9 protein-coding genes and 1 pseudogene are annotated in these 13,962 nt (G+C 63.0%); 7 read left to right on the top strand and 3 right to left on the bottom strand.

Features of this window, described 5'->3' with window-relative positions:
• Positions 1-216: 216 nt before the first annotated feature.
• Entirely contained in the window at positions 217-909 is a 693-nt protein-coding gene (locus AC30NL_RS09425; RefSeq protein WP_489463746.1) for a hypothetical protein, read from the top strand.
• Positions 910-950: 41 nt separating this feature from the next.
• Here the strand turns inward: AC30NL_RS09425 and AC30NL_RS09420 are convergent, their stop codons facing one another.
• Entirely contained in the window at positions 951-1,730 is a 780-nt protein-coding gene (locus tag AC30NL_RS09420; RefSeq protein WP_489463745.1) for an N-acetylmuramidase domain-containing protein, read from the bottom strand.
• Between the two features lie 366 nt (positions 1,731-2,096).
• On the opposite strand from AC30NL_RS09420, the gene AC30NL_RS09415 reads away from it, so the two are divergent.
• Together AC30NL_RS09415 and AC30NL_RS09410 are read left to right on the top strand one after the other, a co-directional pair.
• On the top strand, positions 2,097-2,669 hold the full coding sequence (locus AC30NL_RS09415) for an NADPH-dependent FMN reductase (RefSeq protein WP_489463744.1): 573 nt from the start codon (positions 2,097-2,099) through the stop codon (positions 2,667-2,669).
• Between the two features lie 330 nt (positions 2,670-2,999).
• Entirely contained in the window at positions 3,000-9,857 is a 6,858-nt protein-coding gene (locus AC30NL_RS09410; RefSeq protein ID WP_489463743.1) for a response regulator, read from the top strand.
• Between the two features lie 160 nt (positions 9,858-10,017).
• On the opposite strand, the gene AC30NL_RS09405 is transcribed toward AC30NL_RS09410, so the two are convergent.
• Together AC30NL_RS09405 and ocd are read right to left on the bottom strand one after the other, a co-directional pair.
• Positions 10,018-11,061 carry a histone deacetylase family protein gene (locus AC30NL_RS09405; RefSeq protein ID WP_489463742.1) on the bottom strand — a complete coding sequence of 348 codons (1,044 nt, stop codon included), beginning with the start codon at positions 11,059-11,061 and terminating at the stop codon, positions 10,018-10,020.
• 10 nt (positions 11,062-11,071) lie between these two features.
• On the bottom strand, positions 11,072-12,121 hold the full coding sequence (ocd, locus tag AC30NL_RS09400) for an ornithine cyclodeaminase (RefSeq protein ID WP_489463741.1): 1,050 nt from the start codon (positions 12,119-12,121) through the stop codon (positions 11,072-11,074).
• Positions 12,122-12,398: 277 nt separating this feature from the next.
• On the opposite strand from ocd, the pseudogene AC30NL_RS09395 reads away from it, so the two are divergent.
• From AC30NL_RS09395 to AC30NL_RS09380, 4 genes and pseudogenes are all read left to right on the top strand, one after another.
• Positions 12,399-12,563, top strand: a pseudogene (locus AC30NL_RS09395) (Lrp/AsnC family transcriptional regulator); the annotation flags it as partial.
• Positions 12,564-12,783: 220 nt separating this feature from the next.
• Positions 12,784-13,008 (top strand): Lrp/AsnC ligand binding domain-containing protein, encoded by a 225-nt coding sequence (locus AC30NL_RS09390; protein ID WP_489463740.1) that lies wholly within the window; start codon positions 12,784-12,786, stop codon positions 13,006-13,008.
• Between the two features lie 160 nt (positions 13,009-13,168).
• Entirely contained in the window at positions 13,169-13,426 is a 258-nt protein-coding gene (locus AC30NL_RS09385; protein ID WP_489463739.1) for a hypothetical protein, read from the top strand.
• Position 13,427: 1 nt separating this feature from the next.
• On the top strand, positions 13,428-13,962 hold a 535-nt coding region (locus tag AC30NL_RS09380), incomplete at its 3' end, for a transglutaminase-like domain-containing protein (RefSeq protein WP_489463738.1).

Genomic DNA, 13,962 nt, shown 5'->3' with positions numbered 1-13,962 from the left:
GCCTGATCTAGGCGCAAAGCGCAGCCATAGCTTGGCTATGGCGAGCATTTGCAACGACGAGCAGGGGGCTTTTGGCGTGATGAGCGGGCATGATCGAAAAAATCTCAGCCTCTGAGCCGGCTGCGGCTGGACGGGGGCTGCGCCTGCCACATCATGTTGCAGTCGCTGTGCCGGTCAGCTGTACCCTGTAGCAAACACACTGCGTACAGACATTGCATGTTCGGAACATTCAAACCCGTGGCCTTCGAGCCCTACGGCCGTCGGCGCTCGCGCCGGCTGATGCCGCGCTGGCTGGTTCTTTTGCTTACAGGTGCCGCCATTGGCGCCGGTGGGGTCGTGCTGGTTCAGCAACGATACCTGCCGCCGCGCCTTTCCGCCGAGGAGTCTGAGAAATTGCGCGACTCTTTCGACAAGGCCGAAAACGAGCGCTTGCACTTGAAAGGCGAGCTTGATAGCACGACGAAGCGGCTCGAAGTTGCTTTCAACGACAAGAAAAAATTGGCCGACGAACTCTCTGCCAGCCGCGAGAGCGGTGAGAGATTGCAACAGGTCGTCTCGTCAGTTGTGGCCTCCTTGCCGCCCGATCCGCGTGGCGGCGACGTCGAAGTCCGCGCCGCGCGCTTCTCGGTGGAAGGGGGCGTTCTCGCCTATGACGTGGTACTCACTCGCGACCGTGCGGGGAACACACCTTTGACGGGTGTCATGCAGTTGATGCTCACGGGCACGTCTGCACGAGGCCTTGACACCACGACCAGCTTGAAGCCGGTCGCCATCTCCATGGGCGCCTACGAGAGCGTGCGCGGCAGCCTGCCTTTGCCCGAGGGCTTCAAGCCCAGGCAGACCACCGTGAATGTGCTCGATCGCGCGGATGGCAAGCTGCTGGGCAAGCGGGTCATGTACGTGAAGTAGCGCGGATCAATGGCCGTAGCGTGCACGGGCGACCTCGTCCTTCAGTTCATCGCCATGCGCAATGCACTCAAGGTTGCAGTGTCGAAGAAGTCCGTTCTCGGCAGCCCGTGCTCAAGCTGAAATTCGTTCATGGCCGATCGCGTCATGCGTCCCATCATGCCGTCGACACCCCGCGGGTCGAAGCCCAGGTAGGTCAGGTAGATCTGCCCCGAGCGAACGTCCAGATCAGGCAGCGCGCCTCGATCCAGCGCCTCATACGAGGATGCAAGCCGGGTGTCGTAGTTGTTGATCCGATAGTCCGAGCCGTTGTAGCCCGCCGCGAAGCGCGCCCAGTCGTGCGTGCGCAGCGCGCCGGCAAGTTTGTTGGCCTTGACGAAGGCGGCCATCGCGATCACTTGAGCAGATTCGCGAGCGCACATGTCGGACACCAGCTTCTCGACGTCGCCATAACCCACCATCACCGCATTGAAGCCCATCACCTGGCCTATGCCCCATGATGTGCTCTCCAGCGCGGCGCGGCGGTCGAGCGCAATGGCCGCGGCCAGTCGCTTGTATTGCGCGGCGCCCCCCTGGCCGTAGCCGCCGGCTTGCTTGTTGCTGAGGTCTGGATGGCCGGCGTCAAATTTGTGGCCGGTGCGTTCGCTGAAGATGTGCCGCTCGAAAAGAATTTTCGGTCGTCGGTCGGGCAGGAAGCCGCAGCCGGAGGTTTCGACGGTGAGGATTGCCCAGAACTCCGGGACCTTCACACCGAGGGAGTCGACTGCGGATTGCAGTCCGGCGGAGTCGAGCGGCAAGGAACCGCTCACAAATGAATCGACCAAGGGTGTTCCTTTCGAACTGGACATCTCGGCGCGCGCAAAGTGAATAGATCCTATGCCTGCACGCATGTTTGTGCGCGACCTGAATGCCAGCCTACGCTGGCGGGAATTCTTGCGCTTCCCCAGCGGAGCTGCGAGCTGGAAGCCTTTACAGATTGCGCGATCGCCTTCTGGAGGTTCATCCGATCCATGTTGCCAGAGGAAGACGCGACAGCCTCGTGCGCTGCGGCTACCTCGTCGAATCCAAAAGCCCATGCCAGCCTTCGACGCAGCTGGTGAAAACCTCGTTTATTGCAGGGGTAGCCTATACACGCCCGGGCGGTGGAGGATCATGCTTGCTTGCCGTGCACCACCTCTGAAGGGAATTCCATGGCCACTCCACGCCGTGTCGCCGTCGTTGTCGGTAGTCTTCGAAAGGACTCCTTCAACCGAAAACTTGCCAAGGCCATTGTCGCCAGCCCGCTGCCGGGGCTTTCGTTCGAGATTGTCGAGATCGGGCAGCTTCCTCTCTATAACCAGGACGACGATGCCCACCCACCTGAAGCCTCGGCGGCGTTCAAACGCAAGATCGCCGCGGCCGATGCGGTGCTTTTCGTGACGCCGGAATACAACCGCTCCGTGCCCGGCGTTCTCAAGAACGCGATTGATATCGCATCGCGGCCGTATGGACAAAGCGCCTGGAATGAGAAGCCGGCTGCGGTGATCTCGGTTTCGCCAGGCGCGATCGGCGGCTTCGGCGCTAACCAGCATTTGCGCCAGTCTCTGGTCTTTCTCAACATGCCGGCGCTGCAGCAACCCGAGGCCTATATCGGCGGCGCAGGCGATCTGTTCGATGACGCGGGGGCGATCAAGAAGCCCGAGACGAAGAAGTTCGTGGATCAGTTCATCGCGGCGTTCGCCGACTGGATCGAGCAAACCGCCAAGAAGAACGCGGCTCATTAAGACATGGCCCAAAACGGAAAATTGTTTTGGGCCAGGTCCTTAGCTTTGCGCCTCGAGCCACCCGAGGGGGCAGGTGCCGACCCACAGCTGTCAGTCAGGTCATCGAATTGCAAGCCGCAAAGCTGACTCTGTTGGGGGGCAATAGGTCCGTGGACCCGGATCGAGTTCAGCCGAGGCCGCGTGCACATGGGTGGGATTGGGCACACGGCTACCCGTGTGTATAGTCATCCTGACGGGGGTCAGGCAAAGGCGATGGCTGGTTAGGCCGCGATGGAGCAGCGCGAAGAATCAGAAGTCTGCCTGTAAGCCCCTTGAGAAAGTGCCAGTCTGATGAACATAGGCGACTATCAGATTCTTGAGCAGATAGGGGTGACAGCCGGCGGCCCCGTTTACCTTGCCCGAGAGGTGCCTGGCGGCACCACCGCTCTGCTCAAGCTCCCCGCACACGAGAACGCCGCCGGTGGCCTGCGGCAGGAATATGTCTTGCTGCAATCCCTCGATGTGCCCGAGATCATCAAACCGATGGCCCTGCTCGAGGAAAGTGCGCGCTCGGCCCTGGTCCTGGAGCCTTTTGCCGGCGAGGGCCTGGACGCCGTGCTGGCGCATTCGCCGCCTCTCTCCCTGCCGGTGGTGCTGACCCTGGCCCTCCAGGTGGCCCGCGCCCTGGCGGCGCTCCATGCGGCCGGTATCGTGCATGGCGACCTGCGCCCAGTTAACTTTCTGTTGGCCCAGGCCGACGACCGGGTGCAGCTGAAACTGGCGGACCTGAGCCGCGCGATGGCCCGCGACGGGGACGCTTTCCCCCGCACGGCAGTCGGCCGCGACTGGGCTTATGTGTCGCCTGAGCAGACCGGGCGCATGAATCGTCCAGTGGACTACCGGACCGATTTCTATTCGCTGGGAATCGCGCTTTATCGCATGCTGACAGGGGAGTTGCCGTTTTCCGCCAACGACCCCTTGGAATGGGCACATTGCCATATTGCACGCTTGCCGCCGCGAGCCTGCACGATGGCGCCGATCCCTGAAGCAGTCTCGGACATTGTCATGAAACTGCTGGCCAAGTTGCCAGAAGACCGCTACCAAAGCGCACACGGGCTGCAGGCCGATCTCGAGCGGTGCCTGCTGCAATGGCAGGCATGCGGATGCATCGATTCGTTTCCGCTCGGCACCGAAGATGCGTCCGATCGTTTTCACATTCCCCGCAAGCTGTACGGACGAGGTCAGGAAAGGGCGGCGCTGCTGGCCGCGTTCGATCGAATGGTGGCAACCGGTCAACCGGTGCTGGTCGCCGTGTCGGGCTACTCGGGCATAGGCAAGTCCGCGCTCGTCGGTGAATTGCAGCAACCGATCGTGGCAAAGCGGGGTTATTTCATTGCCGGCAAGTTCGACCAGTACCAGCGCGATATCCCGTACGCCACCCTCACGCAGGCATTGCGCGATCTGGTGCAGCAACTGTTGGCCGAGAGCGAGGAGCGGGTCGCCGCCTGGCGCCAGCAGATCCAGGTCGCCGTCGGCGTCAGCGGCCAGTTGATCGTCGATGTCCTGCCGCAGCTGGAACTCATCATCGGCCCGCAGGCGCCGGTAGCGGCGCTGCCGCCAATCGAGGCGCAAAACCGGTTCCGCCTGATGTTCCAGCGCTTCCTGGCGGTGTTCAGCAGTCCAGAACACCCGCTGACGCTGTTCCTCGATGACATGCAATGGGCCGATGCGGCCAGCCTGCAATTCATTGAGCATTTGCTCACCCAGCCGGACACGCGTTTCCTGGTGCTCATTGCCGCTTACCGCGACAACGAGGTGGATGCCGTCCATCCGCTGACGGCCATGCTGGAAGCGATCCGCCATGGCGGCGCCGTGATCGACATCCGGCTCGCGCCGCTGTCGGTCCTGGATCTGAATCAACTGGTCGCCGACACGCTGCATGCGCCATCTTCATCCTGCGCGCCGCTCACACGCGTGATCTTCGAGCGCACCGAGGGCAACCCGTTCTTCTTTACCCAGTTCCTCGATGCCTTGTACAAGGAAGGGGTGCTGCGGCACGATCCGCACGAGCATGCGTGGCGGTGGGATCTGGCGCAAATCAAGAGCCGGGATTTTGCCGACAATGTGGCCGACCTGATGGCCGGCAAGATGCGGCGGCTGCCCCAGCCTGCGCAAGAAGTGCTGCAACTGGCCGCGTGCCTTGGCAACAAGTTCGACCTGCGCCACCTCGCGCTGGCCGGCGGACTGGCCGAAGACGAAACCGGGCAGCGCCTGTGGGCGGCGGTCCATGAAGATTTGATTGTGCTTGCCGACGGGCATGGCAAATTCTTGCACGACCGGATTCAGCAGGCCGCGTATGCGTTGATTCCCGAAGCGCGCCGTGCCGAAGTCCACCTGCACTTCGGCCGCACGCTGGCCGCCCGCATGACGGCGGACGAGATTGATGTTCATCTGTTCGATGTCGCGACCCATTTCAACCGGGGCGCTGCGCTGCTGAGCGACCCGGACGAAAAGGTGCGCGTGGCCGAAATTCATCTGCGCGCCGGGCGCAAGGCCAAGGCGTCCGCGGCATATGCATCGGCCTGCGGCTATCTGGCGGCCGGCATGGTCTTGTTCGACGAGGCGGATTGGAAAGGCCGGTATGAACTGCAGTTTGACCTCTGGCTCGAGCGCGCTGAATGCGAACTCTTGCGAGGCGACTTCGACATCGCCAAGCGATTCATCGCCACGCTGCTGCGCACCGCCACCTCGAAGCTCGACCAGGCGGCTGCCTACCGGCTGAAAGTCGACCTGCACCTCATCAAAGCGGAGAACACGCAAGCCATCGAAAGTGGACTGGCGTGCTTGCGCGAATTCGGCATCGACCTGCCGGTGCATCCGACTCAGGATCAGGCCCAGGGCGAGTATGAGCAAGTGTGGCAAGCGCTCGGCGAGCGGTCGATCGAGAGCCTCATCGACTTGCCGCTGGCAACTGGTCCGGAGATCCAAGCCGCCATGGATATCCTCGCGGTGCTGGCACCCGCGACACACTTTCTTGACCCCCAATTGTTTTCCCTGCTCACTTGCCGGGTGATGAACCTTAGCCTGCAACACGGCATCACCGGAGCATCCGCATGGGCTTGCGGCAGCTTCGCAGCGCACTGCGGCTTCTTTCACCGTTACGCCGACGCCCATCGTTTCGGCAAGCTCGGCTGTGAACTTGTCGACAAATACGGTTTCGCTAGCTACAGGGCAAAGGTCTACCTCTGTGCGGCGATCAATGCCCCGTGGACCCAACCGCTCAATGTGCCGATCGAATTGGCTGCGGTGGCTGTTCGCGCGGGGTGCGAGACGGGCGATTTTTTCTACGCTTGCAACGCTTGGGTCAATATGGCCCAAGCACATCTCCTACAAGGTGCTCCCCTCGACGCCGTATGGCGTGAGTCTGAAAAGGGCCTGGAATTTGCTCGTAAGGTGAAATACCAGGATTGCGTGGACATGATCGTCAGCCAGCAGCGCTTCATCGTCAGCCTGCAAGGCAAAACCGCACGCCTGCCCTCCTTCGACGATGTACGGGCGGGACCGGACGCGTTGGATGGGAGCACGTGCGACGAGGCGGCGTTCGAGGCGAGACTGGGCGAGGGCAGGACCCCCAGAGTGGTTTGCCAGTACTGGCTCCTCAAGATGCAGGGGTGCTTCCTGTCGGGCGACCATGTCGCCGCCCGCGAGGCGGTTCAAAAGACGAAAGCGCTGTCGTGGACCATGACAAACATGCCCGTGTTGTTGCTCGAGTACCAGTACTACGCCGCACTGGTCGCTGCGGCCCTTTACGAGGGTGCGTCCACCGACGAGCAGTGCGAATGGCGCGAACTGCTGTTGGAGCATCAGGCGCAGTTGCACGAACGGGCGCAGAACTGCGCGCCCACGGCCCACGACAAATTTGCGCTGATCTCGGCCGAAATCGCCCGCCTCGAAGGGCGGGATGCTGAAGCGATGCATCTGTACGAAAACGCCATTCAATCGGCCCGCGAGAACGGCTTCGTACAGGACGAAGCCATCGCCAGCGAACTGGCCGCCGGATTCTATTTTGCACGCGGGCTTGCGCCTCCCGGCAATGCGTATCTGGAACAGGCATGTCACTGTTATGCGCGCTGGGGCGCCCACGGAAAGGTACGCCAGCTCGATGAGCGTCATCCGCAATTTCGCGCGCGCGCAATGCGTGCGCTCGACAGGCCGGCTGAAGGCGAAACCCGACTCGACATGCTGTCGGTGACGAAAGCCTCGCAAGCCATCTCCAGCCGGATCGTGCTCGACGAAGTGATCGATACGCTGATGCGCATCATCTTGGAGAACGCCGGCGCCCAGGCCGGCTGCCTCCTGCTGGCCCGTGAAGAAGCGTTGCAGCTGGTGGCAGACGCGCAGGTCGAGCAGCAGACGGTGCGGGTGGAGCAGCATCCCCCTCACACGCCGCCGGGCGCATCCTTACCCGCCGCCATCCTCAATTACGTGCGGCGCAGCCGGGAGCCTGTGCTGCTGATGGATGCGGCCGAACCACACCCATTCTCGGCCGACCCTTGCTTCGCACAACGGCATCCCAAGTCCGTGCTGTGCCTGCCCATTCTTCGGCAGTCGGCGCTGATCGGCGTGCTCTATCTCGAAAACAATCTCGTCACGCATGCCTTCACCCCGGAGCGGGTGGCGGTCATGGAACTGCTGGCTTCCCAGGCCGCCATCTCGCTGGAGAATGCCCTGGCTCATGAGGCATTGCAGGAAAGCGAAGAGCGCCTGCGGCTGACCCTCGAGGCGACCGGCATCGGCACCTGGGACTGGGACGTGGAACATGATCAATGGTTGGCCTCCCCCACCTACTACACCATGCTTGGCTACGAGCCGAAAGGTGGGCCGGGAGATCGGGCGGAATGGGTGGATCGGCTGCATCCAGATGATCGGGCACTCTTTGCCAGAAAAACGCAGGATGTGATGTCCGGGAATTTCGGTAACTATGCGTATGAGGCGAGGATGCGCCACGCCGACGGTAGCTACCGCTGGCAGCATGTCCAAGGAATCGGCATCAAACGCGATCAGCAGGGAAAGGCGACGCGGATGCTGGGAATCCGAATGGATATCACCGAGCGCAAGCAGGCGCAAGAAGCTTTGCTTCGTCACAAGGACCAGTTGGAAGACACCGTACAGCAGCGCACGGCGGAACTTCTGCTGGCGCGAGATGCGGCCGATGCCGCGAGCCGATCCAAGAGCGAGTTCCTCGCGAACATGAGCCACGAGATCCGCACGCCCATGAACGCAATTCTCGGCATGTCCTACTTGGCCTTGCAAACCGGCCTCGACGCGCAGCAGCGCAACTACATTCAGAAGACGCACGCCTCGGCCGAATCACTGCTGGGCATCATCAACGACATCCTCGACTTCTCAAAGATCGAAGCCGGCAAGCTCGACATCGAGTCGATTCCGTTCGAACTCGGCGCCGCGATGGAAAACGTGCTCAACCTGCTGAGCATGAAGGCCGAGGAGAAGGGCCTGGAGCTGCTGCTCGACATGCCGGAGCAGACGCTGACGGCACTGGTGGGCGACCCGTCGCGGCTGGGCCAGGTGCTGCTCAACCTGGGCAACAACGCGGTTAAGTTCACTGACAATGGCGAGGTCGTCGTGACGGTGCAGGTGCTCGAACAGGACGGCGCATCGGCCCGGCTGCGTTTCGAGGTGCGCGACAGCGGAATTGGCATGAGCCTCAAACAGCAGCAGCGGCTGTTCCAGCCTTTCACGCAGGCGGACGCCTCGACGAGCCGGCGCTACGGCGGCACCGGGCTTGGGCTGGCGATCAGTCGGCAGTTGGTGCATCTGATGGGTGGTGAACTCGCGGTCGAGAGTGCGCCCGGCCATGGCAGTTGCTTCCACTTCGAGCTGCACTTCGAACTGCAACCGGGCTCCGCCGAGCAGCCGCCACGGTGGAGCGGCGAGGCGGTGCGCGGCATCCGCGCGCTGGTCGTGGACGACAACGCCACCGCGCGCGTCGTGCTCACCGCGATGAGCCAGGTGCTGGGCCTGCGGGTCGACACCGCCGCCGGCGGCGAAGAGGCGATGCGACGTGTGGAGCAGGCCGACGCGAGCGACGCGCCCTACCAGTTGCTGATGCTGGACTGGAGGATGCCTGGCATGGACGGGGTGGCCTGCGTCCAGGCGCTGGCCAAACGGACGACGTTGCGGCACCCCGCACCGGTCGTATTGATGACCACGGCCTTTGGCCGGGAAGAGATGCGGCAGCGCCTGGTGGAGCAGCAGCTGCAAGTCGCTGCGCTGCTGGCCAAGCCGGTCACGCCCTCCGCGCTTCTCGATGCCTGCACCACGGCTCTCGGACGCGCGCCCTTGGCTCCCATCCGCGACGTGCGCCGCAAAGAGGCCCTGCTCGACCATCGGGCAGCACTGGCCGGAGCCCACATCCTGCTGGTCGAGGACAACGCGATCAACCAGGAACTCGCGGTCGATCTGCTCAATGGCGCAGGTGTCGCCGTCAAGGTCGCCAGCGACGGGCAGCAGGCGCTGGATATGCTGGCCCGCGAGCGTTTCGATGCGGTGCTGATGGATTGCCAGATGCCTGTCATGGACGGCTACGCCGCGACTCGGGCGTTGCGCCAGCAGCCGCAGTTGCGAGCGCTGCCGGTGATCGCGATGACGGCCAACGCCATGGTCGGCGACCGCGAGGCCGTGCTCGCGGCGGGCATGAACGACCACATCGCCAAGCCGATCAACATCGACGAGATGTTCGCTACGCTGGCCAAATGGCTCGCGCCGCACACGCATGCGGCACAGTCCACCGAAGCGAACGCCACCGGCGCGGACTTCCGATCGCTGCCGGGAGTGGACGCGACCGCCGCGCTGGAGCGCCTGGGTTCCAACGAATCCCTGTTTGCGAGAACGCTGCAACGTTTCCTTGATGCCGACCGGGATTTCGTGGCGCGTTTCGCCTCAACCCGGACAGTAGGCGACACGGCCGCGGCGCGGCGGATGGCGCACGACCTTCAGTCGGTCGCGGGCACGCTCGGTATGAATGGGCTGCGGCAAGCCGCCCTCGCACTCGAGCAGGCGTGCTGCGCCGGCGATGCATCAGCGGTCGACGCGCGCTTGCAGGAGGTGTCGGTTCTGATCGAGCCCATCCTGCAAGGCGTGCAGCACTGGGCCGCCGCGCGGGCGCGAGCCGCCGGTGCCCACGCTTGAATAATTGGGAACTGCCACTGTCCTACATCGACTGAATCTGAACGGTGAGTGATTTCCTCCTCATCAAGGCCGGGGCGTTGACCGCCCAGGCTCCGAGAACGATCCGTGACTTGAGCGAATTCCAAACAACGTTGGTCGGTCCCACCGCGAAGGCCCGAATTCAGCCGCAGAAGCCTTCCAGGACATTCGCGACGTTGGTTCCCAACTCCGCCACGGCATAGCCGCCTTCGAGGACAAACACCGTTGGCAAGCCCCCGAGAGCCAGGGCCTGCCCCACTTGCAGATAGTCAGCGCTGCGCAGCCGAAAGCGCGAGATGGGATCACCTTCGAAGGTGTCCACGCCCAAGGCGATCACCAATGCATCGGCCCGGTAACGGCGCACCGTGTCGAGCGCCTGTCCGAGCGCCTGCGACCATCCTTCGAAGTCGGTCCCGCAAGTCAATGGCATGTTCACATTGAAGCCTTCGCCCGCGTCCTGCCCACGCTCGTCGGCGTAGCCGAGAAAGAACGGGTATTCGGTGGTCGGATCGCCGTGGATGGAGACGGTCAGGACGTCTGAACGCGCATAGAAGATGCTCTGCGTTCCGTTGCCATGGTGATAGTCGACATCCAGGACGGCCACGCGTTGAGCACCTGCATCGCGCAAGGTCTCGGCTGCCAGGGCCGCGTTGTTCAAGAAGCAGTAGCCGCCAAAGTGGTCGGTGCCGGCATGGTGTCCCGGAGGCCGCGTGAGGGCCATCGCTGCGCGTGGTCCGCCCGTGGACGAGACGGCGCGCGCGGCGTCGATGGCGCATGCGGCCCCGGTGATAGCCGCCTCCCATGTCCCTGACGTGATAGGCGTGCCGCTGTCGAACGAGAACAGTCCCAGGCGGGCGGCAAAGTTGGTCGGCGCGACATCGTGCCGAAATCCCCGCACCGGCCACACGGAGGGCAGCACGTCGACTTCAGCGTTGGCCGGGTCCTGCGCAACCCACTCACCCCAGGCGTGCGTCAAGAACTCCACGTAGCGGGGGGTGTGCACCCGCCGCACGAGGTCCATGTCAGCGACCACTGGTGTGCACAACTCGCCCACTGAGCGGCGCCGCAACTCCGCCAAGACGTGGTCAAGCCGTTCAGGCGCTTCGTGGCAGGGAACAAGCCGGCCGCGGAACATTTCCTGGCGGCCCGCATGCATGCGATGCGCCGGGTTGTGATAGATCAGCATGACCGTGCTCTCACGCGACGCGACGAAGAACGGCGCGGCGGCGGCCGTTGGCGGTCAGGCCGAAGAGGTCCTTGGGATCGTCAAGCTCGGGGACCAGCGCAATGGGGGTCCCGACGTTCTGTTCCTTGGCAATCTTGTGGATGTACCGCAACGCCGTGTAGTCCTCGAGCGCAAAACCGACGGAATCGAACACGGTCACTTGCTCCGGGTTCTCGCGGCCGACGGCCGAGCCGTCAAGAACCTGCCACAGCTCCTGCACCGGGAAGTCAATGGGAAGCTGTTGAATCTCACCTTCGATGCGGGTTTGCGCCTCGAATTCGACGAACACGCGCGCACCACGCAGGATGTCCGGATGCAACTCGGTCTTGCCGGGGCAGTCGCCCCCCACGGCGTTGATGTGCATGCCGGGCTCGATCATTTCAGGCGTCAGGATCGTGGCGTAGGCCTTGTCCGCGGTCACCGTGGTCACGATGTCAGCACCGCGCACGGCTTGCGCAATTGAGGTTGCACGCACGACCCTCAACTCGGGATACGTTGAGAGATTGCGGACCAGCTTGTCGGTGGCATGCGGGTCCACGTCGAAAACGCGGACTTCCTCGATGCCGAGCAATGCGTGAAAGGCCAAGGCCTGGAATTCGCTTTGCGATCCGTTGCCGATGAGCGCCATGGACTTCGAGTCGGGGCGAGCCACGGCGCGCGCGGCCAGGGCGGACGTCGCGGCGGTTCGCAATGCAGTCGTCAGCGTCAGTTCTGACAGCAGCACCGGATACCCGGTGGAGACATCGGCAAGTACCCCGAACGCCATCACGGTGGGCAGACCAGCCGCGGTATTGCAGGGGTGTCCGTTGACGTACTTGAAGGCATACGAGCCCTTGTCGGCGACCGGCATCAATTCGATGACACCGACGTGCGAATGCGTGGCAACGCGGGCCGACTTGTCGAAGTCGTGCCAGCGAATAAAGTCTTCACGCAGAGCTTGCGCGAGCTCTTCGATGAAGCAGGTCACGCCGCAGTTGTCGACGAGACGCAGGAGATCCACAACATCAACAAAGCGGGTCATCTTGATTTCCTTGTTTCTTGGGCAAACGCGCTGCGCGTGGCCTCGACAGAATTGTCCCGAGATATTGAGCCAAAACATAGGTAGCAAACTGCTCACTCTCATCGCTTGTCACCGGCAGTTTGCACACTCCCCGTTTCAAAGAGCTCGTTTCCTGCGGCGAGCCGGGCCTCACTGTTCACGGCCTCGAAGCGAACCGGCACGCCATGGATTTCGGATCCGAAGGTTCCTGAAGGTTTGTCGATAGACTGGCGGCCCTCGAAGCCAGCGGGCTGCCACCATGGACGACATCGACGCTCAGCTCATCGCAATGCTTTGCGAGAACGCACGCTTGCCCGTGGCGACTCTGGCGAAGAAGCTTGGAGTCGCGCGCGCCACCATACAGAATCGCTTGGCAAGGTTGGAGCGCGATGGTGTGATCGCGGGCTACACGCTGCGACTCAGAGGCTGAGAGTTTCTCGAGCGTGCCCGAGCAGCACGTCAAAAGGCACCTGATCTAGGCGCAAAGCACAGCCATAGCCCGGGCTATGGCGAGCATTTGCAACGACGAGCAGGGGGCCTTTTGGCGTGATGAGCGGGCATGATCGAAATACTCTCAGCCTCTCAGCCTCTCAGCCTCTCAGCCTCTCAGGCCGCAGGTAGACGGTCAGACGATTCGTGCTTTGATGACCATCGCGTCCGAGGGGGACAAGGCGTCCGATGTGTTGCAGGCGCTGCAGGGAAATCCGAACATCTCAGCGCTGTACATGACCAACGGCCGGTGGGACATCGTTGCGGAATTGCGTGCTGAAACGCTTGAAGCGTTCGAGCGTGCGCTGCGTGGAATCCGGAAACTGAAGGGCATTGCTCAGTCCGAGACCAACATCCTCCTGTCCACCCACAAACACTGACGCGGCTTCAATCAAGAGGCTACGCAGGCCATTCGGACTTCTGCGGCTGTCGGCGCGCAATCAAGGCGCCGAGTGACCGGATGTCGACCGCTATCCCCATGGGCGCTGCACAGGTACCGTCGACTTGGGGCATAACATGGGGCAACTACCGGAGATGTCGATGAATACCCAACGCCCACCGTCCATCGCCGCCGTTGCGGGGCCGATCGCCTGCCCGCCCGTCTCCAGGCGCGAGCAATTGCGCCTCGAACTTCTCGCCACGGTTGATTCGCTACAGCGGCGGCGAGCCGATCTCGTCTCCGAAGGCTTCATCGACGACTACGTGGCGCTTCATTGGCTCGAATGGAACGGCGGTGCCCTGCGTCTGACGGTGACCGGGACGAACATGTGCCAGCAGATGCGCGGCCGATTGAACTGACATGATCAGGCTGCGGCTCGCCCTCGAACTCGACTACGTTATCGCCGAGCCCGGCTGCGATTTCATCTTCAACATCCATGCCGCGCAAACCGAACGGCAGCGGGTGGTGGATGAATCGCTGCACCTCAGCCAGGACGTGCAGCCGCGGGTCGAAACCGACCCCGCGACCCGCAACCGCTACCTGCGCGTGAAGGCATTGGCCGGCCCGCTGAAGCTCGCGTACAACGCCACCGTCGACCTGTCGCACCACATCGCCGAGCCGGGCCAGATCGGCGAGGTTCCGGTGGCGCGCCTGCCTGCGCAGGTGCTGAGCTACATCTACCCGAGCCGCTACTGTCAATCGGATCGCCTGCACAGACTTGCGATGCGCGAGTTCGGCCAGCAGTGGCAGGGATACAGCCGCGTGCAGGCGATTCGCGACTGGGTGCTGCAGCGCACGACCTTCTCGTCGAACACGTCGAACTCCAATACCTCGGCGATCGACACGCTGCTCGAGACCGTGGGCGTGTGCCGCGACTTCGCACACCTGATGATCG

This window comes from Rhizobacter sp. (assembly GCA_021153565.1).
GTDB lineage: Bacteria > Pseudomonadota > Gammaproteobacteria > Burkholderiales > Burkholderiaceae_C > Albitalea.
Note: the sequence above shows the minus strand (reverse complement) of the source record. Positions and strands in the feature narration are given on the sequence as shown.